Source organism: Bacteroidota bacterium (assembly GCA_039821555.1).
Classification (GTDB): domain Bacteria; phylum Bacteroidota; class Rhodothermia; order Rhodothermales; family Rubricoccaceae; genus JBCBEX01.
In genome coordinates, this window is sequence record JBCBNX010000006.1 from 75,348 (window position 1) to 96,306 (window position 20,959).

Annotated in this window: 16 protein-coding genes; 10 read left to right on the forward strand and 6 right to left on the reverse strand. The window is 69.5% G+C overall.

Annotation, left to right across the window (positions count from 1 at the left end; translation table 11 throughout):
- Positions 1-67 precede the first annotated feature (67 nt).
- On the reverse strand, positions 68-766 hold the full coding sequence (locus AAFU51_09275; GenBank protein ID MEO1571447.1) for an OmpA family protein: 699 nt from the start codon (positions 764-766) through the stop codon (positions 68-70).
- Between the two features lie 329 nt (positions 767-1,095).
- Between AAFU51_09275 and AAFU51_09280 the strand changes: the two genes are divergently transcribed.
- The 4 genes from AAFU51_09280 to AAFU51_09295 all read left to right on the forward strand — a co-directional run bounded on the left by AAFU51_09280 (position 1,096) and on the right by AAFU51_09295 (position 10,312).
- Complete coding sequence (locus AAFU51_09280; GenBank protein ID MEO1571448.1) at positions 1,096-2,094, forward strand: sugar phosphate nucleotidyltransferase; 999 nt, start codon at positions 1,096-1,098, stop codon at positions 2,092-2,094.
- 437 nt (positions 2,095-2,531) lie between these two features.
- Positions 2,532-5,045 carry an endonuclease MutS2 gene (locus AAFU51_09285; GenBank protein ID MEO1571449.1) on the forward strand — a complete coding sequence of 838 codons (2,514 nt, stop codon included), beginning with the start codon at positions 2,532-2,534 and terminating at the stop codon, positions 5,043-5,045.
- Positions 5,046-5,273: 228 nt separating this feature from the next.
- Positions 5,274-5,756, forward strand: a complete 483-nt coding sequence (locus AAFU51_09290; protein ID MEO1571450.1) for a DUF4783 domain-containing protein — start codon at positions 5,274-5,276, stop codon at positions 5,754-5,756.
- 176 nt (positions 5,757-5,932) lie between these two features.
- Positions 5,933-10,312, forward strand: coding sequence for an ATP-binding protein (locus tag AAFU51_09295; GenBank protein ID MEO1571451.1), 4,380 nt, complete (start codon positions 5,933-5,935; stop codon positions 10,310-10,312).
- Here AAFU51_09295 and AAFU51_09300 read toward each other — a convergent pair.
- Complete coding sequence (locus tag AAFU51_09300) at positions 10,302-11,312, reverse strand: MDR family oxidoreductase (protein ID MEO1571452.1); 1,011 nt, start codon at positions 11,310-11,312, stop codon at positions 10,302-10,304. The two genes, AAFU51_09295 and AAFU51_09300, sit on opposite strands and share 11 nt — an antisense overlap.
- 228 nt (positions 11,313-11,540) lie before the next feature.
- Here AAFU51_09300 and AAFU51_09305 point away from each other — a divergent pair, with 228 nt between their 5' ends.
- On the forward strand, positions 11,541-12,089 hold the full coding sequence (locus AAFU51_09305) for an inorganic diphosphatase (GenBank protein MEO1571453.1): 549 nt from the start codon (positions 11,541-11,543) through the stop codon (positions 12,087-12,089).
- Positions 12,090-12,110: 21 nt separating this feature from the next.
- Here AAFU51_09305 and AAFU51_09310 read toward each other — a convergent pair whose 3' ends face one another.
- Positions 12,111-12,542, reverse strand: coding sequence for a YraN family protein (locus tag AAFU51_09310; protein ID MEO1571454.1), 432 nt, complete (start codon positions 12,540-12,542; stop codon positions 12,111-12,113).
- A gap of 5 nt (positions 12,543-12,547) precedes the next feature.
- On the reverse strand, positions 12,548-13,171 hold the full coding sequence (locus AAFU51_09315) for a hypothetical protein (GenBank protein ID MEO1571455.1): 624 nt from the start codon (positions 13,169-13,171) through the stop codon (positions 12,548-12,550).
- Positions 13,172-13,385: 214 nt separating this feature from the next.
- Between AAFU51_09315 and AAFU51_09320 the strand changes: the two genes are divergently transcribed.
- From AAFU51_09320 to AAFU51_09335, 4 genes are all read left to right on the forward strand, one after another.
- Positions 13,386-14,195 (forward strand): SAM-dependent chlorinase/fluorinase, encoded by an 810-nt coding sequence (locus tag AAFU51_09320; GenBank protein ID MEO1571456.1) that lies wholly within the window; start codon positions 13,386-13,388, stop codon positions 14,193-14,195.
- An 11-nt stretch (positions 14,196-14,206) separates the two neighbouring features.
- Entirely contained in the window at positions 14,207-15,127 is a 921-nt protein-coding gene (locus AAFU51_09325; protein ID MEO1571457.1) for a hypothetical protein, read from the forward strand.
- Positions 15,124-15,645 carry a hypothetical protein gene (locus AAFU51_09330; GenBank protein MEO1571458.1) on the forward strand — a complete coding sequence of 174 codons (522 nt, stop codon included), beginning with the start codon at positions 15,124-15,126 and terminating at the stop codon, positions 15,643-15,645. The genes AAFU51_09325 and AAFU51_09330 overlap by 4 nt, the downstream gene beginning before the upstream one ends.
- 105 nt (positions 15,646-15,750) lie before the next feature.
- Positions 15,751-17,220 (forward strand): polysaccharide biosynthesis protein, encoded by a 1,470-nt coding sequence (locus AAFU51_09335; GenBank protein MEO1571459.1) that lies wholly within the window; start codon positions 15,751-15,753, stop codon positions 17,218-17,220.
- Positions 17,221-17,232: 12 nt separating this feature from the next.
- Here AAFU51_09335 and AAFU51_09340 read toward each other — a convergent pair whose 3' ends face one another.
- Positions 17,233-18,312: a glycosyltransferase gene (locus AAFU51_09340; GenBank protein ID MEO1571460.1), complete on the reverse strand. Its 1,080-nt coding sequence runs from the start codon at positions 18,310-18,312 to the stop codon at positions 17,233-17,235.
- Positions 18,309-19,478, reverse strand: coding sequence for a hypothetical protein (locus AAFU51_09345; GenBank protein MEO1571461.1), 1,170 nt, complete (start codon positions 19,476-19,478; stop codon positions 18,309-18,311). Before AAFU51_09345 ends, AAFU51_09340 begins: the two co-directional genes overlap by 4 nt.
- Positions 19,479-19,660: 182 nt before the next feature.
- On the opposite strand from AAFU51_09345, the gene AAFU51_09350 reads away from it, so the two are divergent.
- Positions 19,661-20,848, forward strand: a complete 1,188-nt coding sequence (locus AAFU51_09350; protein ID MEO1571462.1) for an ArsA family ATPase — start codon at positions 19,661-19,663, stop codon at positions 20,846-20,848.
- Positions 20,849-20,959 lie beyond the last annotated feature (111 nt).

A 20,959-nucleotide genomic window follows, 5' to 3' on the forward strand; every position in this document is an offset into this window, starting at 1 on the left:
GCCGGGAGGGGGCCGGCGCGGCGCTGGGCACATCGCCTTACGGGGCGATGTTGCTAGGGAGTAGGGGTCAGCCGCCCTGCTGCTGCTGGACCTGCTGGACGTAGTTCGGATTCGGATAGAGCGCGATCTCGACGCGGCGGTTCTCCGGGCTGGTGCCGGGGATGCCCGCCAGCGGCTGCGACTCGCCGAGGCCCATCGCCTCCAGGCGCACGGGGGCGACGCCCTGGCTCATGAGGAAGCTGCGGACCGCCGTGGCGCGCTGCTCCGAGAGGCGCTGGTTGAGCTCGTCCGGACCGTCTGTGGAGGCGTGGCCAACGATCACGGCGTCGTGGTCGCTGTACTGCACCATCGAGGCGGCGAGGCCGCGCAGGTCAGCCTGCACGCCCGGGCGGAGCGTGGAGGCCCCCACGTCGAAGAGGAGCGCGTTGTCAAAAACGAGCTGGATGCCCGTCGCCTCGCCCGTGTCCGGGTTCATGATCGGCTCGACGGAAGCGTTTTCGAGCTCCTCGTCGAGCTCCTCGGCTTGCTCCTCGATGCGGCTGCCGATGACGGCGCCCGCCGTGCCGCCGACGGCCGCGCCGATGATGGCGCCCTTGGCAGGCGAGCCACCGAGGATCTCACCGAGGATGGCCCCAGCGACGGCTCCGCCACCCGCGCCGATGGTGGCGCCCTTGCCGGTGTTGCTCATCGACTCGCAGCCGGTCAGAGCGAAGGGAAGTGCCAGGAGAAGCGCCAGAAGCGGAACGAGTCGGAGGTTCATAGTCATGGTCGTGTTCGGAACGTCGGAGAGGTGGTGGAGCGGGAGTCGCCGCGTCGGGCAGCCCCCTGCAAGGTCGGGTTCATTCAACCAAGCAGCAAGCCGGGCGAGTTCCGGGCCGGGTAACGCGCCCGCGGCCCTCGTGACGATTTCGGGACAATTCAGCGCGTGCGCTCCCCGCGCTTCGCCCTCAAAGCAGGACACGACCGGGGCGGATGGTGGGCGCCCGGCGGCGTTACCCCTGCGTAATGACCGCCGGGATGCGGTATCCGTACCTTTTTGGCCGTTCGCCCGCCACCGAACCGACATACCTCCTCCGCACACTCGACACGCACCCCATGAAGCTCATCATCCCGATGGCCGGTCGCGGGACCCGGCTCCGCCCGCACACGCACGTCACGCCCAAGCCGCTGCTCCCGGTCGCGGGCACCACGATGGTCGAACGCATCGTTGACACGTTCGCCGCCACGCTCCCGACGCCGATCACCGAGGCCGTCTTCATCCTCGGCCCCGACTTCGGCGATGCCGTCCGCGCGCAGCTTTCCGACATTTCTGAGCGCCACGGCATCGTGCCGCACTTCGGTGTGCAGGCGAAGGCCCTCGGCACCGCCCACGCCGTTGCGATGGCCGAGGAGCACCTCGCGGGCGAGTGCATCATCGTCTTCGCCGACACGCTCTTCTTCATGGACGAGTCGCCGAGCCTCGACGCGGACGCCGTCTTGTGGGTTAAGCACGTGGACGACCCCAGCCGCTTCGGCGTCGTCGTGAAGAACGGCGCGGGCGAGATCACCGACTTCGTCGAGAAGCCTTCCGAGCCGATCTCGAACGACGCCATCATCGGCATCTACTACATCAAGGAAGGCGCGGCGCTCAAGCGCGAGATCGACTACATCATCGACCAGAACATCACCGGTCACGGCAGCGAATACCAGCTCACGGACGCGCTTGACCGGATGCTCAAGAACGGCCAGGTCTTCAAGACGGCCTCCGTCTCCGAGTGGCTCGACTGCGGCACGATCCCGGCGATCAAGGACACGTCGAAGGTCATCCTCGACAAGGAGCAGAGTGCCGAGAAGGCCGGCACCGTCGAGGACTGCGTGGTCATCGAGCCCGTCTACGTCGGCCCCGACGCCGTCGTGCGTGGTTCGACCGTCGGCCCCTACGTCGCCATCCACGGCGGCGCGGTCGTCGAGGGCTCGGTTGTGAAGAATACCATCGTCTTCGGGGAGGCCCACGTTGCAGGTTCCTCGCTCGACGACTCGGTCGTTGGCCACTACGCCCACGTGCACGGCTTCGCGGGCGCTGCCAACATCGGCGATCACAGTACGATCGGATAGTTGGAGTGCTAGTGGACGGTGTCGCAGTGAACGGTGCGTAAGCGGTCAGCGCTTCACAGGCAAGTCGGCCTAGCTCAACAGCTCTATCGTGTCATCCTGAGCGAGCGTAGCGAGTCAAACCGCAGGTTCACGCAGTAAAGGATCCACGTCTCAGCGTTGTAGCTCTGGTCAGGGCATAGAGACGGACATAGGATCCCCCGCGTTCGCGAGGGCAGGCTCTTCGACTCCATCCGCCTCGCGGTTTTCGATCAGGATGGCAATGTGGGGTCGGCGCAACCCAGCACTTCCTTCGTCGGTTAACGGAGGCTGCTCCACCTCACCCCCCGCTTGACACGCCTGAACGGCGGCCAAGCTGTCCCCCTCACGCGTGAGGGGGACAGTTCGAGCGAAGCGAGAACAGGGGGTGCCCGAACCACCGTTCACCGACGAACCGCGCTGTGCACCTCTATCCCCCCGACGCTGCCGACCGCCTCGGCTTCGACATGCTCCGCGCCCGCCTCGACGGCTACGCGCAGTCGGAGCTAGGCCGCGCCGTGCTCGCCGACCTTGCGCCGTCGTCGGATCGGGCCCGGGTGGCGGGTGAGCTCACGCGCGTCGGGCAGATGCAGGACGTGCTCGGCTTCGACGACCCGCTGCCGATGGCGGGCGTGGCCGACCTGCGCCCGCTCCTGAGACGCATCGCGCCGAAGGGGGCCGTCGTGGACGCCGAGGACCTGTCGCTCGCTCTCAACGCGCTCGTCACGCTGCGGCGGCTGCATGGGTACCTGCGGACACGGAAGGCGAAGTATCCCGACCTGTGGGCCGTCGCCGAGGGCATCGTGCCCCAGAAAGAGTTGGAGACGCACCTTGCCAAGATCGTCGACGAGCGCGGGCAGCTCCGCGACAACGCCTCGGCCGAGCTGCAGAAGCTCACGCGGCAGATCAACGCGCGCAGCGAGCAGCTCCGCAACAGCGTGCTCAAGGCGCTCCGCGACGCCGTGGCCAAGGGCTACGCCACCGAGGACCAGCCAACGATCCGGGGCGGGCGCGCCGTGATCCCCGTTCGCGCCGAGGCCAAGCGCAAGGTGCAAGGCTTCGTCCACGATGTCTCCGCCTCGGGCCAGACCGTCTACATCGAGCCCGCCGCCGCGCTCGACCTCAACAACGAGGTCCGCGAACTCGAAGCGGCCCGCCGCCGCGAGATCGAGCGCATCCTCCGCGAGGCGACGGCCCACCTCCGCAGCCGCCGCCAGGACCTCGCGCCGAGCCTCGACGCCTACGCGCAGTTGGACGCCTACGCGGCGCGCGGGCGGCTCGCCAACGACCTCGGCGCGCTCGTCCCGGCGCTCAACGACGACGGCCACCTGCGCATCGTGCGTGGACGCAACCCCGTCCTGCTGCTGCACTTCCAGAACGAGGCTGCCCGGAAGCGCCAGAGCGCGGAGGCTGCCGCCGAGAAAGCTGCCATCGAACCGCGCGCCGTCGTTCCGCTCGACCTCAACCTTGGCGATCCACTCGAAGGTGATCCCGACGAGGGAGGGACAGCCTACCACACGCTCGTCATCACCGGCCCCAACGCAGGTGGCAAGTCGGTGGCGATGAAGACCGTCGGCGTCCTCGCGCTCATGGTCGCGCATGGCCTCCCCGTCCCGTGCGACGCCGGCAGCAGCTTCCCGCTCCTCGACCGCCTCTACGTGGACATCGGCGATCAGCAGTCGATGGAGGAGGACCTCTCGACGTTTACCTCGCATCTCACCAACATCCGCACGATGTTGGAGGACGCCGGGCCGCGCTCGCTCGTCCTCATCGACGAGGCGGGCACCGGCACCGACCCGGCAGAGGGCGGCGCGCTCGCGCAGGCCGTCCTCGAAGGGCTGCACGAACGGGGTGCGCGGACCATCGCCACGACGCACCACGGCACGCTGAAGGCGTTCGCGCACAACACGCCGGGCGTCGAGAACGGCTCGATGCAGTTCGACCGGACCACGCTCGCCCCGACTTACCGCTTCCGGGCGGGCATTCCCGGTTCGTCGTACGCCTTCGACATCGCGGCCCGGGTGGGACTCGACGGCGATACGATTGGGCGGGCGCGTTCGCTCGTCGGCGAGGGCAAGGCGTCGCTCGAAGACCTCATCGCCGCGTTCGAGGCACGGGCGCAGGAGGCCGAATCGCGCGTCGAGGAAGCCGAGTCGCGCGCAAAAGAGGCCGAGTCGGTGCGAAGGAAATACGACGACCTCCTCGAACAACTCCGCGCTCGCAAGGACGCATACCGCGCCGAGGCCATCGCCCAGGCCGACCAGATCGTGAAGGACGCCAACGCGCGTATCGAGCGGGCCGTTCGCGAGATCAAAGAGGCGGAGGCCGAGAAAGAGACCACGAAAGAGGTCCGCGCTGACATCGAGAAGCTCAAGCGCACCGTCCGCAAGAAGCAGCAGCAGGTCGAGCAGCGGCAGCGCACCCGCAAGCGGCGCACGCAGAAGAAGGACGCGCCGCCCGCTGTCGCCGGGCCGATCCGCGAGGGCGACCAGGTACGCATCGACGGGGCTGGGGCCGTCGGCGAGGTGCTCGAACTCGGGCACAACGAGGCGCTCGTGGCGCTCGGCGCGCTCAAGACGCGCGTCAAGACGAAGCGGCTCACCAAAGTCGGCGGCCCGCGCGAGCAGCGCGTCGAGGTACGGGCTCCCAAGTCACAAAGCAACGGGGCTGGCGCGGACCTGCCTGCCATCCACGCCCGCACGCGCATCGACCTACGTGGACAGCGAGTGGAAGAAGCGCTCCCTGAAGTCGACCGGCTGGTGGACGAGGCGCTCGCTGCCGGGCTGCCGAGCGTGGAGGTGCTCCACGGCAAAGGCACGGGGGCGCTGCGCATCGCCATTCAGCGGCACCTCCAGCAGCGCCGCGATGTGGCGGGCGTGAGCGAGGCGGCGTGGAACCAAGGCGGGGCCGGCGTGACGGTCGTCGAACTCGGCTAGCACGGGTATGTCTGGCTGCGAGGGGGTTGCAGTGCGCCACACTGTGCAGCCGCTTGGATAGCGGCGTCTGCTTCGCTGCACAGCCGTTGCGGGCGACGGGGCGTGCCAACTGAGCGTAGAAGCCGTGCACGCGGCCTCTGGAAAAAGGCGTGCTTTTTGTCGCGAGGGAGGCTCGTCCCCTCTACTGCACTGCTGTCCATGTCTGTCACATCGCCGAGCCGTTCCCCCATGCGTGTGCCGAGTGCGTGGTGCGCACTCGCAGCGGTCCTGGTGGGGCTCGTGAGTACGCTAGGGCTGGGGCATACGGCGGCGGCTAGCGGCACTCTGGTTGATCTGAGGGCGCAGCACTCCGGCACCGACACGTTGCTCGTCCCACATTTCGAGGCGGCCTTTGGCGACGGCAACGCTGAGGCGTTGCTGGAGAGCGCCGCACCGCGCCTCGAACTCTCGATCTTCGGACGCGCGTCGTTCTACAGCCGGACGCAGGCGCTCTTCGTGATGCGCGACTTCTTCCGGCGCTATCCGCCTGAGTCGGTCTCGTTCCGCGACCAGTCCATTGGCGAGAATACCCGTACGCTGCTGGGGCAGTATGAGGAGCTCGGCGGCGGTCGCTGCCGTGTGGCGGTGCGTTTGCGCTGGCGGGCGGATGCCTGGGAGGTCCGCGCCGTACGCCTCGACCGGTCCGCCGATACGGTTGCGGGGGCGAAATAGGCTCTGCAGGAGAGAAACAGCACCGGGGAGGCAGCGAGGATGCGCGATATTGGGGCCGCGGCCTGCGCGACCTCGCGCTGGCGGCCCCTCCTTGATCTGCCCTGCAGGTCCGCTCTGACGATGTGCCCTCTCAGCCGGTAGCTATGGCTGTTTCCTCTTCGGCTTCTGCGCTTCCTTTGTCCGAAAGCCTGACGGCCTCGGCGCTGGGGCGACGGCTGCTGCTGGGTGGGCTTTTGCTGCTCGGCGTGCTGGGGGGGACATGGATGGCCGAGCAGGCATCGCTCCGGGCGATCGCTGCCGACGCCGAGCGCGAGGCCACGCAGACCGTCTCCGCGCTGGAGCGCTCGGCAGCCCGCCGGCTGGCCGTGCTGGAAGCGCAGCAAGGCGACCTTGCGCAGCGGGTGGCGCGAGCCGCGGCCGTCCAGGCAGGCCTGCGGGCCGCGGTGGGACGCGCCCCGACGGCCACGCCCGAAGCCGACACCGACGCGATGTATCGCTACCTCGGTGGCCTCGCCCTCGGCGAGCGCCTCGCCGTCGAGGTGTACACGCCCACGCAGGAACTGATCGGGTGGCAGGGCTTCAGCCTGCCGCTCGGCTCGGCGGCCGAGGACTCGACGTGGCTGCGGGGGCGACGGACGGGCATCGTCAACGACGGCGTGGCGCGGCGCGCGCTGGTGGTCTGGGAGCCCGTGCGGAGCGGCCTCGACACGCTTGGGGCCGTCCGGGTGATGCGGCTCGTGGAGCAGCGGGTGCCGGTCCGCAACCGCTACCTCCAAGACTATAGCGTCACCGACGTCTGGCGTGAGGCGGCGGGCCTGCCGTTCGCGGTGGCGTTCGATCGTCCGGAGACGCTCGTGGCGATGGAGCAGGGGGTCCTGCTGCGGGGCAGCGACGGGACGCCGCTGGCGCGCCTAGCCGTGGCCGAGCCCTCGGCGGACGTGTTGCTGTCGGCGGCGGCGGCGCGGTGGCACGCGGTGGAGGTGTTCTGGGTGGTGGTGCTGCTCGGCTGGATCGTGGCGGGGATGTGGCAGGCGCACGGCCTGGTGCTGCGGCACGCGCAGGACGAGCGCACCTGGGCGGCATGGTGGCGCGGCGTGGTGTCGCTGACAGCCTGCACCGTGGCGTTCGTGGCGGCCCGCTACGGCCTCCTCGCCGCCGACGCGCCGGCACTCTGGATGCGGACCACGCCGACCTTCGATGCACTCTTCGACCCCGCCTATCTCGCCTCCGACTTGGGCGCTGGGCTCGCCCGAACGCTCGGCGACCTGCTCGTTACCTCCGCTGCGGCTGTCTTGATCGCCCTGGCCGTGCTCGACCTCGCGCTCCGTCTTGGCCGGCGGTTGGAGTACGCGACGGTGCACTCCCGTTCTGGACTACGAAGCCTGCTGGCGGGCATGGGGCTCGCGTCGCTCGGGGGCGGGCTCCTTCTGCTCGTTGCGCTCGGCGTGCGCTTCGTGCTCCGCGATGCGACGCTGGACTACTTCGAGCGCAGCGGTCCCATGCCGGAGCCGCTCACGCTCCTCGCGTTTGCGGCGCTGCTGGCAGGGGTGCTCGCCTGCGTGCTTGTGCTCGCGGCGCTGTTGCGCTTCGCCGGGGCCTGGCTTGGACGCGGGGAGATGCGCGGGCGCTACCGTGCGGTATTCCTCATGGGAACGGGTGGTGCTGTCGTGATCGCCTTCGGCTACTCTACGGGGACCGTGAGCGAGCTCCTACCCGTCGAGGCCCTCGCCCTATTCCTGGCAGCGTCGTTTGCGCTCGCGGCCTACCTCCGCCGCACCCGTTTCGGGTGGGCGACGTTGCTCTCGCTGCGGGTGCTCCCGTTGGCCGTGCTCGTCCTCTCGATGCTCGCCTATCCATTGCTCTACCAAGCCGACGAGACGCTGCGCCGCGAACGTATGGTTGAGGCCGCCTACGGCTTCCGCAGCGGCCAGGACCCCCGCGTGGTGCTGGCGCTCGAACAGGTGCTGGCCGACGCGCGCGCCAACCCCGCGCTCCAGCGCGCGCTCGCCGAGGCCGCGCCTGGGGTCGTGGACCCCGACAGCCTCGACCCGGAGCCGACGATCCCGACGCCGGTCATCCCGGCCGACAGCCTCCTGGACGACCCCGACGCGCCGGCCGTGCCGCGGATATCGCGCCGTGCCCTCATGCGCCAGCGCCTCGACTCGCTCGCGACGGACCTCGTCACGGGCTCGCTCCTCTCCGCGCTCGGGGACTATACGGTGGCCGTGGAGCTGCGCAGCCCCGTATCGCGCCGCTTCCCAGAGGGGCGCACGCTGGGCCGCTTCGAAGAAACCAGCCCCGTGCCGCTGCGGCGTAGCCGCGGCAGCGACCCGCTCCGCTTTGGTGCGCTGCGGCAAACCTACGTGGACGCGGGCGAGATCGGATTCTTCGTCCAACACACGCTCGCCCAGGACCGACGCGGCGTCTACCGCTACGCCGGCGTCGGCCCCGTGCGCGTGGGCGACGACGACGAGCCGACGGGCTGGCTGCTCATCCGCGCGGAGCCCAAGCCAGCGCGCTACGTCTCCGAGACGCCCTTCCCGCGCGTGCTCGTGCCTGCGGGCCTGTTCGAGGAAGACGAGGCCGCGTTCTCCTTCGCCGAGTACCAGGACGACGTGCTCGCCCGGACCCGCGGGGCGCTCGGTGGCCCGCTCGCGCTCGACCCAGCGCTGCGCGCCGACCTGACGCAGACCCGCATGATGTGGCGAGACGAGTCCGTGGAGGAGCGCCCGACGCTGGTCTACTATTGGGTGCCCGGCGGCTCCGACGCTACTGTGATTGCGGTGCGCGCCCCCGCGCTGGTGCTCTACGACCATCTCTACAACCTGCTACGCCTCGCGCTCTCTGGGCTTCCGTTCGCACTCGGGGCCTGGGTGTTCGGGGTGGTGCTCCGGTGGCGGGCCGGGCTCTTCCCGCCCCGCAAGACGCGCTTCCGCGACAAGGTGCTCAATCGGTTCTTGCTCGTCGGCGTGGCCGGTGTGATCGTGGCCGGGCTGGTCGGGCAGCGCGTGATCGTGGAGCAAAACCGCCAGGCCACCCAGGACCGGCTCCAGCAGCGCCTCCAACGCGTCGAGGCAGCCATCCAAGACCTCGCGCTCGACGACCCCACGCTCGCCGACGCGCCCATCACGCGCCTCCTCGAAGCGGTCCGTCCCGACGTGCTCGGTCAACGCCTCGGCCTCGACGTGAACCTCTACCGGGGCCCGCTTCTCTCGGCGTCGAGCCGCTCCCAGCTCGTCCGGCAGAACCTCATCGACCGCCGCCTTCCGATGCCGGTCTACGCCGCGCTCTTCGTGGACGGGCAGCGGTTCGCGTTTGGCGAGGACCAGATCGGCACCTACACCTACACCACGGGCTACAAGGCCATCGCCAACGAGCGGGGGCAGCCGATCGGTGTCATCGCCGTGCCGACGCTGCCCGAGCAGCTCACCATCGAGGAGGAGCAAGCCCGCATCGTGGCCTACCTCTTCGGCACGCTGCTGGTGCTCTCGCTGGCGATGGTGCTCATCACCGTCCTCCTCACGAACCGGCTCACACGCCCGTTTCAGCGGCTCCGCGAGGGCCTGCGCGCCATCGGCGAGGGCCAGGAGGCCGAGCCACTGCCCGTCGAGGAGCGCGACGAGGTCGGCGAACTCGTGGAGTCGTTCAACACGATGCAGCGGCAACTCGTCGAGAGCCGGCGCCAACTGGCCGCGCAGGAGCGCGAGCTCGCCTGGCGCGAGATGGCCCGGCAGGTAGCGCACGAGATCAAGAACCCGCTCACGCCGATGAAGCTCTCGGTGCAGCACCTCCGCCGCGCCTACCAACCGGGCGACGAGCGCTTCACCGATGCTCGCTTCGAGGGCCTCCTCGACCGCACCTCCGGCACGCTCATCGAGCAGATCGACGCGCTCAGCCGCATCGCGAGCGAGTTTGCCAGCTTCGCACGCCTTCCTCGCCGCCGCATCGAGCGGGTCGACCTCAACGCCGTTGTGCGCGAAGCCGCCGCGGCCATCCGTGACGAGGCGGCTGGGCTCGCCCGCGCCGAGATCCGCCTCGCGCTCCACGGGGCACCGCTCTGGGTCGAGGCCGACCGGGAGGAGTTGCGGCGGGTCTACATCAACCTCCTCAAGAACGCGCTCCAGGCGATGCCCGAAGAGCGCCCAGACGATGCACCTCCGGATCACATCACGGTCTGGACCGAGCGCCGCCGCCGTGCGTGGAGCGCCGTCACAGACACCGGCCTGGGCATCCCTGAGGACGTGCAGCCGCGCATCTTCACGCCCAACTTCTCGACGAAGAACAGCGGGATGGGCCTCGGGCTGGCTATCGTCAAGAAGGCGATCGAAGACCTCGGCGGGACGATCCGCTTCGAGACGGAGGCCGAAGCCGGCACCACCTTCTTCCTCGACCTCCCGCTTTCCGACGAGGAACAACCGCTTTCCGACGAGGAACACGGCGAGGACCAGAGGGCGCAGGGCAGCGTCACCCCAGCCGGAGGTGCCGCCTCAGGCGATGGCGCGGTGCTAGATGCCACGCCCAAGCGTGAGCCGCCGAACCCGGCGTCTAGCCGCTGACGCGCACCACCACGCGCCCCGTCGTCTCGCCCGCGAGGATCTTCTCGCTGTAGGCGGTCACGTCCGCCAGGTCGATGTCGTCGATGAGCGGGGCGAGGGTGCCGTCGTCGAGATCGGGGCCGAGGAGCGCGGCTAGGCGCTGCCACGCGGCCTCGCGGCGGGGCGTCGGGCACGTGTTGGAGTCGATGCCTGCGAGCGTGACGCCGCGTAAGATGAACGGCATCACCGTGGTGTGGAGGGCGTGGCCCGCCACCAGGCCGTAGGCAGCCACGCAGCCGTGACGGTCCGTGTGCGCGAGCAGGTTGGCGAGCGTGTCGCCCCCGACGCCGTCGATGGCCCCGGCCCACATCGCGCTGCCGAGCGGGCGCGCGGGTGCGTCGCCGATCTCGCGGCGGTCGAGGATGCGCGTGGCTCCGAGGCCGCGCAGGAAGTCGTGTGCCGCCGCGCTCCCAGTCGAGGCAACGACCTGGTAGCCGAGGCGCGCCAGCAGGGCTACGGCGAGGCTGCCCACCCCGCCCGACGCGCCCGTGACCACGACCTCGCCCTTCTCCGGCGTGATGCCATGCTCCTCCAGCGCCATCACAGAGAGCATCGCCGTGAGGCCGCCCGTGCCCAGCGCCATCGCTGTCCTCGGGGTGAGGCCGTCCGGGAGGCGCACGAGGTGGTCCTCGTCGGCCCAGGCCAACTCGGCGTAGCCGCCCCAGCGCTCCTCGCCCGTGCCCCAGCCCGTCAGCACGACGGCGTCGCCGGGCTCCCATGCGTCGCTCGCCGACTCCACGACGGTCCCCGCGAGGTCGATGCCGGGCACGAACGGAAATGGCGCGCGCACGATGCGGCCTCGGCCCGTGACGGCCAGCCCGTCCTTGTAGTTGAGGCTCGAATAGGCGACGCGCACGAGCACATCGGCCTCGTCAGGGACCCGCTCGTCGTCCCAGTCTTCGAGGGCAGCGACGGTGCCCTTGGGATTGTCTTCGGGGCGACGGAGGATGAGCGCACGCATGGGAAGGGGCGGTGTGAAGTGAGAAGTAGGGAGTCAGAAGTGAAGGTAGGGCGCGGCACCCCACCCGAGCCGTGGCAGGATGCTGGAGACCTACGGCTTTAGACCTGCGACCCACGACCTCGAAGCGAAACAAGTCCGGCGGCGGCGGCTAGGTGGGGCGCATCGCTCCCGCTTGTGTGTGGCGCGGTGTCCCCTCTCCATCTTGCTCTTCTCCAGCCCCACTCTGCCATGCACGCCTGGCACGACCTCGACCCCGGCCGCGACCCCGGCCAGCAGTTCAACGCCGTCATCGAAGTGCCGAAGGGCGGCACCGTCAAGTACGAACTCGACAAGCGCACCGGCCTCATCCGCGTCGACCGTGTGCTCTACAGCGCGGTCTACTATCCGGCCAACTACGGCTTCATCCCGCGCACGCTCGGCGGCGACGGCGACCCGCTCGACGTGCTCGTGCTGATGAGCGAATCCGTGGACCCGCTCTCGATTCTCCGCGCCCGCGTGATCGGCGCCCTCCCGATGGTGGACGACGCGGGCGACGACGAGAAGATTCTCGCTGTCTGCGCCGACGACCCTGGCTTTGCGCACATCCAAACCATCGACGACCTCCCGAAACACCAGCGTAACCAGATCGAGCGCTTCTTCCTCGACTACAAGACGCTCGAAGGCAAGATGGTTAAGACGAAAGGTTACCTCGACAAGGAAGAGGCGACCCGCGTCATCGAGGAGTGCATCGACCGCTACACCGCGAAATTCCCCGAGCGCGCCTGGAAGGGAGCGTAGGGACGTGTGGACGTGTGGACGTCACCCTTCCATCCCGAAAGCATCGCGGAAGTGCTCGATGACGGGGTCGCGGCCGGGCGGTAGCAACACGGCCACCACGTCGAAGCGACAGACGGTGCTGTCGAGCTTCCGCTCATAGAGGTAGGCCTCGGCGACGCGGCGAATGGCGGCTTGCTTAGAGGGGGTGACGGCGGCTTCGGGGCGCCCGAAGCCCGTGCCGCGTCGCGTCTTGACCTCGACGAACACGAGTGCGCCGCCGAGCCCGAACAGGTCGTCGCGCTCCCAGACGATGAGGTCGATCTCCTCGCGCTCGAAGCGATAGTTGCGGTCCATCACCACGAAGCCCTGCGCTTCGAGGTAGGCGGCGGCCAGGTCTTCGCCGTGGTCGCCCGTTTCCTTGTTGCGCGATGCGTTTCCGCTCCGCGATGCGGGATCGTTGGAGGGGGACGCCATCGCCGTCAGCCTGCGTTGCCGCGCGTGCCGTTGCCGTTGGCGCCGCTCCCGTTGAGCCGGTGGGCGAAGGTGGCGAGACGCTGGAGCTTCTTCTCGTTCTTCGCCTGCACGAACGGCAGCAGCGCGTCCGTGATCGCATCGAAGACGCGCAGCAGGTCGGCGAGATTGTGCAGACGCGTGTCGAGTGTCTGGGCTGACTCGGTAGTGATCGGCCCGTCGGCGTGCAGCGTGCCGAGGGTGTCCGCGACGGCGACCTGGACCGGCTTGATCTCTCGGCGCTTGCGCTCCTCGATCACGGTAGCGCAGATCTTCCAGACGTCCGTCTCGGCAACGTAGAAGTCCTTGCGCGACCCCGGCCGGTTGACCTTGTCGACGAGCCGCCAGTCGACGAGGGCCCGGAGGTTCATGTTGGCGTTGCCCCGGCTGACCTGGAGCCGTGCCATGATGGTGTCCGTGTCGAGTGGCTCGGCGGTGGCGTAGAGCAGCGCGTGGATCTGACCCATCGTGCGGTTGATGCCCCAGTGGCCGGCCATGTCGCCCCAGAACTGCACGAATTCGTCGAGGGCGCGCTCCGCAGCGGCGGGCACGGTCGGCGTCAGGGCGGCGTCGGAAGAGAGCGGGGTAGACACGGGGGGCGAAGGCTAGGGTAGGCGAAGGTACGCGGACGGGAGGGCGGAAGAAAGGTGGGCTGATTCGTCGGCGAACAGGGGTGGTTGCGGGTTGGTATGCCAGCGGGGGTAGATTCCGTTCGAAATCGCCGTACGCGGTCACCCTAGCCTACGTGGGCGCCGTGCGTTTGTCAGTTACTCGTTGCCGTCCACCGTCCACCGTCCACTGTCCGCCGTGCTCATCACTTTGCTCACTGACTTCGGCAGCCAGGACGGCTACGTGGCTGCCATGAAGGGCGTGGTGCTGGCGCGGGCCCCTGGCGCACGGCTCGTGGACGTGAGCCACGAGGTCGCTCCGCAGGACGTGATGGCGGCGGCGTTCGTGCTGCGGCAGGCTTGGCCGCACTTTCCACCAGGCACCGTGCACCTCGTGGTCGTGGATCCAGGCGTTGGCACGGAGCGGCGGGCCGTGGCTGCGCGCTTCGGCGACCACCTCGTCGTGGGGCCCGACAACGGGTTGTTCCCGCTCGCGTTTGCGCCCAGCATCGTCGGCGACGTGGCGAGTGCGCAGCCGGATGAGGCTGTTGTGCTCGACGACCCCAAGATGTGGCGCACGGCGGAGCCTAGCCGAACCTTCCACGGGCGCGACCTGTTCGCCCCAGCCGCCGCCGCCTTGGCCTCGGGCGCGCCGCTCGCCGACCTCGGGAGCCCTCTCGACGCGCTGCGCCCCATGCATTGGCTTCAGCCCCAGGCCGACGCGCATGGCATCCAGGGCTGGGTGCTCCACCTCGACCGCTTCGGCAACGCGATCACAAACATTCCCCGCGCGTTGGTGGAGGCACACGCCGACGGTCGCGCGGTGAAGGGCTATGTGGGCTCCACGATCCTGCGCGGCATCCAGCCCACCTACGGCGCCGTGGCCGAGGGCGACCCGCTGCTGCTCTACGGCTCCGACGGCCTCCTCGAAGTGGGAGTGCGGGGCGGGAGCGCGGCGTCCCTGCTCTCGCTACGCCAGGGCATGCGCCTCCAGCTTGTTTTTTCCTGACACCGCCTCCGATGACCGACCCGCTGCACACGCCCCTCATCCCGCACGCGCGGGTGGTCCCTCCCGTGGCACCGTCGCCCGCACGAGCCACGGCGCGACCGATGGAGGCACCGATGGAAGCGTCCACAGAGGCATTGCCTGAACCACCCGGTGGGGTGCCCGTCGCAGACGAGGCCCCGATCGCTGTAGTACGCACGGTGGCCGCGTCAGCGACGCCAGCCACAGTCCAGTACACGGCGATTGGTCCCGTTGCTGGGCGCGGGCCACTCCAACAGACACCGGAGCTGCAACCGAACCAGGAGCCGCATCCGGTCCGTGAGCCGCATCCAGATCAAGAACCGCATCCAGATCAGGAGCCAGAGTCTGCGCAGAAGCCGAGTGCGGCGCGGCGGTGGGGCATCGCCCTCGCGCTCATCCTGGCGAGCGCAGTGATCGGCGTCCTCCTCGCCGATCCGCCCGCGCGGTCGGGCCTCATTTCCGCACAGGGCGGCGATCTCCTGCTGCTCGTGGCAGAGCGGGGCCTCGACGTCGAGCCAGAGCAAGCGCTGACCGACCGGGAGGCTGCGCGTGCGTTCGTGCAGGACCAGACGGGGCTCCGCATCCAGCCGCCTCGCCTCGATGGGTCGGCGCTGACCGGCGCCGGCGTGGCGCGGTTCGCGGAGGCGTTTCCCGTGCCGATGTTCGTCGTCGAGGTGGCGGACGAGCGGGTGCCGATCTACGCGGTGACCTACGCACACCTTGACGCGGCAGAGGGCGCGGTGACACTCGCGCGGCCCATCGCCAACCGCATCGTCGCGCGCAACGTGCACGTGCAGCCGCTCGGCCCGGCGGGCGACGGGACGCTGACCTCGCTGGTGTGGCGGGACCGCGCCACCATCTATGTGGCGCTCACCGACGCCCCAGACGCGGTCGTGGGCGCCATCGAACTGTGACGCGCTGCGTGCTCATAGGGCTGCTGGGCGTCGCGCTCGGTACCGTTGGCTGCGCTTCGACCACGCCACCGGAGGCCGCGCCGCCCGTCTCCGAGGTGGCGGCGACCCCATCGATACGCACCGAGGCTCCAGTCCGCTCGGCGGCCGAGCAGGTGCAGAGCGCCGTACGGTACGCGTTCGGGTTGGAGGCCGCGCTCTTTGCACAGGCCGAGGCAATGACCTCCCAGGAGGACGTGGCGACGCACTTCCGCCAAGGCTTCGCCCCAGCGCTCGCCGACGACTTTGCCGCTTATTTCTGGGACCGCGACCGGCTCCGCACCGGCGACCCAACTCTCGTCCCGCCCGACGAGGTCGTCATCCTGTCGTCCGGCGCTGACGCAGCCATCGCCTATTTCGAGACGCCGGTGGCGTTGCGGCAGACGTGGGGCTTGCCGCGCTACACCCGCGTGGAGATGGCCCAGCGGAGCGGACGGTGGATCGTCGCCGCGACGCGGCAGCAAGACGCTCGCCCGCGCTGACCAGGCGACATCAGGGTTCCCGTCGGATTTCGCCAAGGGGGACCGTCGGGGATCGCTCCGGCAAGGTCGTCCGTATGTTTCCTCCCCACCTGCTTCCCCTTTGGATTGACTGACGTCCCCCAACGATTCCGGCGCTGGGCGCTGCTGTTCCTCGCCGATGCCCTCGTCGTGTACGTCGCGTTCGTAGGCGCGCTGGTGTTGCGGACCGGGCGCGCCGTGTGGCTGCCCAGCGAGGTCGGCTACGAGGCAACGTTTGCGATTACAGCGCTGGTCTCCCTCGCAGCGCTGCTGGTTGCCCGAGGCTACACGCAGGCCCCGTGGACGATGCGCCTCGGCGACTACGCGCGGTTGACCAAGGCGCTCGCCGTCGGCGGCATCCTCGCGGTCGGGCTCGACTACCTCGCGGGGCCGTTCCGCATGCCGATGCGCGGGATCGTGGCAGGGCAGTGGCTGCTGACGGTGGTGGGTGTCCTCGGCGTTCGGATCGCAGCGCGGCTGGCCGTGGAGCGCTGGCCGAAGCTCGCTGGCGACCTCCTGCCCGTACCGCTCACGCTCCACCACCTGTTCGATCGCCCGGACCCGACGGTGGACCGTCCGGCGCTCGTGCGCTACCTCGCGCCGCGTACCGTCCTCGTCACGGGGGCCGGCGGCTCCGTGGGGTCCGAGCTGGCTCGGCAACTCGCGGCGTTTGGGCCGGCGCGGCTCGTGCTCGTAGACATCGGGGAGTTGGGCTTGTTCAACCTCGAACCGCAGCTCGCGGCCTACGACGGCGACCTCGTGCTCCGTATCGCCGACCTGCGCAACGAGCAGGCCGTGCAACGGCTCCTGACGACCTACCAGCCCGACGTAGTGCTGCACGCTGCCGCCTACAAGCACGTCCCGCTGATGGAGGCGCACCCGCGCGAGGCGTTCGCCAACAACACCTTGGCCACGGCGCGGCTCGTGCGCGCCTGCGAGGCCGCGGGCGTCGAGCAGTTCGTGTTTATCTCGACCGACAAGGCCGTTGCGCCCACGAGCGTGCTCGGCACCACGAAGCGGCTCGCCGAGTGGGCCGTCCGCGCGGGAGGCCGCACGATGCGCCGCAAGGCCGTCCGCTTCGGCAATGTCTTCGGCAGCCAGGGCTCTGTCGTGCCCCGCTTCGTCCAGCAGATCGAAGCCGGCGGCCCGGTCACGGTGACGCACCCCGAGATGACGCGCTACTTCATGTCCGCCGAGGAGGCCGCGACGCTTGTCCTCCACACGCTCGTGCTGGACGAGGCGCCGCTCTTCCTGCTTCGGATGGGCGAGCCGATGCGTATCGTGGACCTCGCCGAGCGGCTCATCCGTCACCTGGCGCCTGGGCAGGACATCGCCATCGAGTTCACAGGCATCCGGCCGGGCGAGAAGCTGCACGAGCAACTCTGGGAGCCCGACGAGCGCCCGACGGAGACGCGCCACCCCGCGATCCTCGGCCTCACGAGCACCCCGCCCCTCAGCCACGCCGAACTCGACACGCTCTTGCATGACCTGGCCGCCATCGACGAGGACGAAGCGCTTCGTACGGCGTTGCAGCGCGCCACCCAGCAGCACGCATAGACGCCTCGGTCTTCATCGACGTGGTCGCCGAGACCGTTCGTCTTCGATCTCGGCGAAGTAGCGAGCGGGGTTCAGGAAGGCGCCGGACCGGCCGCGCAGCCCGAGCCAGAACGCGCGGGCATTCCAGCGGAGCCGCGTGCGCCACGCCCACCCGAGACGTCGCGCCGCGAGCGCGTCGGTGACGAGGTAGCCCGCATGCAGCGCCGCGTGCCGCCAGCGACGGCGGCGCCACCCCAGGTGCTTCCAGACGAGGTGCCGATTGCGAAAGTAGTAGACCCGTTTCCAGTGGGCGCGGTCGGGCCAGAGGTCGAGAGCCGGTTTGCCCGTGAGCCAGCCTTTGAGCGCGGAGCGGACGAGCACGGTGTCGGTAGGCGGTGGGACCTGGCGGCGGAGGCCCGCGTCCGGCACGAGCGCTGAGGCACCGGGACCGAGCGCATGGTAGACAGCGATGGCGAAGTGCGTATCGTCAGCTGTGATGAAGAGTCCGGCGTCTGGCTGCGCCGCCTCGCTGTGGGGGCCCGCCGCGTCCAGCGCACGACGATGCACGAGCGGCCCCTCGAACGTGAATACGTCCGTGGCGCACCAGCGCGGTGGTGATTCGGGTTCGGTTGCAGGGGCGTCGAGCGAGGTGGGGCAGTCGAGCGGGACGTAGCGCTGCCGAGCGTCGTCGAGGCGGTGCTCGGCGCGGCGGACGGTACCGTCGGCCTCCCGGCGCTCTGGGACGACGACCGCCTTGCCACTCGACGCAGCAACCGCGAGGAGCAACGCCAGGCAGTCGGGCTCCGGGACCACGTCGTCGTCCATCACCCAGACGAAGTCGAACGGTCGGCCTTCGTGCACGGCGTGCTGTGCGTGAGCGAGCCCCGCATGGAAGCCGCCCGCCGAGCCCGTGTTACGATCGAGGCGTAGGTGCTCCACGGCCGGATGCTGCGCGGCGAGGAAGGCCGCCGTGTCGTCCGTCGAGGCGTTGTCCACCACGAGCACGTGGTCGAGGGCGTGCGTCTGCGCAGCGAGCCCCGCGAGGGTATCGGCCAGCAGCGCCCGGCGGTTGTAGGTGACGATGAGGGCGCAGACTCTGGACACAAGCGTCATTGCGGCGCATCGTCGCTCTTCGTGAACCACCGCGCCAGCACGCGCTCGGCGGAGTGCCCGCGCGGCGTGAAGCCGAGGTCGATGCCGTCCTGCGGCGCGCCGTCCACGTCGGCTTCGTGGTGCCAGTCAGGACGGGTGGCGAGCGGCGGCTTCCATTTCCAGAACACCGCGCCGGCCACGGCCGGGTCGTCCCACCACGTCTCGAAGAATGCGGCGTAGAGCTGCCGCTGGAGCGTCGTGTCGGGCTGGACGACGCCGCGTTCGCCGCGCTCCGGCCAACGCCACGGCTCGGCGGCGGCGTAGGGCACGCTGCGGTAGCCGACCTCAGTGAACAGGATCGGGCGGTCCCATTGCTCGGAGAGCGCGCGGATCGTCTCCGCGTGCGGTTTCCACCCATCGCAGAGCGACGCGACCGTGTGTGTGGTGTCCCCGGATGCCGCGAGCGGGTAGTAGGCCTGCAGGCCGATCACGTCGAGGGCATCCCAGAAGGTGACGAACTCAGCGTCGTCGTGCCAGTTGGCGGCGTAGGTGAGCGGCCCGTCGTACACGGTGCGGAGCGTGTCGGCGAGGCTGCGCCAGAAAGCCGGGCGTTCCTGGACAGCGCGGCTCATCTCGGTGCCAATCACGAGCAGCGCCGCGTCGATTTCCTGAGCGATGCCGGCGTGGTAGAGCAGGTAGTCGCGGTAGCGCGCCTCCCAGGCCCGCCAGCGCTCCTCAGAATCAAAGCCGATGGTGGCCGACCACTCGCCCTCGTCCCGCCCGAGCCAGAGCTGCGGCTTGACGATGAGCTGCATCCCGAGCGTGTCGGCCTGGGCTGCGAGGGCCCGTGCGCCCGTCGTGCTCTCGGAATACCAACCCGGCTCGGGGTTGAAGCGCAGGTTTGGGTCGTCGTGCGTGCGTTGGAAGGCGTAGGGGATGAGCGCGAGGTGCGTCACACCCAGCGCGGCGAGCTCGGGCAGCGCGTCGTCGGTGGGTCGCCCGACGGCGTCGAGCGTCATGCCGCGCACCTTGGCCGGGAAGGGCGAGACCGGCTCTCCAGCGGCTGCAGCGGACGCGAGTGGTACCGCCTCGGCGTCTGACGCGCTCGTGCTGAAGAAGAGCACCGGGGCGACGAGCAAGGCCGCCGCAGCCAGCGTGAAGACGAGGACGAGGAGCAGGCGGCGCATGGCGAAGAGTGCAGCGGTGAGGTCGCGTTGCCGTGCAGCGGCGGAGCCGCCCGGCCAAACAGCGCGGAGAGGTGAACGTACGGCAGGCTCGTTTCCCTGTTTCTGCGATTGACACGGCGCTCAAGCCCGAGCACCTTTCACCGCTTCACCGCTTCACCGCTTCACCGCTTCACCGCTTCACCATGCCTCGCATCCTCCTCTTCACTGGCAAAGGCGGCGTCGGCAAGACGACTACCGCCGCCGCCACGGCGCTCGCTGCCGCCCGACGCGGCCTCCGCACGCTCGTCCTCTCCACGGACCCCGCCCACTCGCTCGCCGACGCGCTCGACCGGCCGCTCGGCCCTGAACCGGTTGCCGTTGCCGACAACCTCTGGGCGCAGGAGATCGACCTCTACTACTCGATGAAGAAGCACTGGGCGAGCCTGCGCGACCTGCTGCTCGTCCTCTTCAAGTGGCAGGGCGTCGAGAAGGTGGCCGCTGAAGAACTCGCGGCGCTGCCCGGCATGGGCGAGGCCTCGGCGCTGCTGTGGGTCGAGCAGGTCTACGAGGCGGGCACCTACGACCTCATCGTGCTCGACGCGGCGCCGACGGGGGAGACGCTCACGCTGCTCACCCTCCCCCAGGTGACGCAGTGGTGGGTGGCGAAGGCGTTCCCGTTCCAGAAGGCCGCGATCAAGTCGGTCGGCCGCGCGGTCCGCGCCACCACCGGCATCCCGCTCGACAAGGGCTACGAGGAACTCGACCGCCTCTTCGGCAAGCTCGAAGCCATCCAGGCGGTGATGCAGGACCCGGCGGTGACCTCGGTGCGGCTCGTCTGCAACCCCGAGCGCATGGTGATCGCCGAGGCGCGGCGCGCGCACACCTACCTCCAACTCTACGGCTACCACGTCGATGCGGTCGTGGTGAACCGCGTGCTGCCAGACACGGAGGCGACCGCCGACGGCTTCCTCACGAAGTACGTCGCCGCGCAGCGGGGCTATCTCGACGAGATTGCCGACAGCTTCGCCCCGCTGCCCATCCTCCGCGTCCCGCACCAGGGCCAGGAGGTGTTCGGCCTCGATCTCCTCGACCAAATCGGCGACACCCTCTACCCAGTCGAGGGCGACGACCCGCGCGACCCGGCGTCCGTGCTCCACCGCGAGCCGACCACCAAGCTCACCGAAGTCGGCGACGCCTACGACCTCGCGCTCCGTGTCCCTTTCGCCGATGCCGACGAGATCGTGGCCGAGCAGTTTGCCGACGAGGTCGTCGTGCAGGTGCGCAACCAGCGGCGGCACGTGGCGCTGCCCAACTTCCTCGCCTACTACACGCTCACGGACGCCGAGCACGACCAGACCTGGCTCCACCTCCGCTTCGAGCCTTCGTCATGAGCGATCGCTAGGTCTAGCATGGCCGACCATGCATCTGACGAACTGGATGGTAGTAAGTTGGTTACGTGTTCTCTACCCTCACGTTCTGGTTACGTAGCTATGTATGGCCCT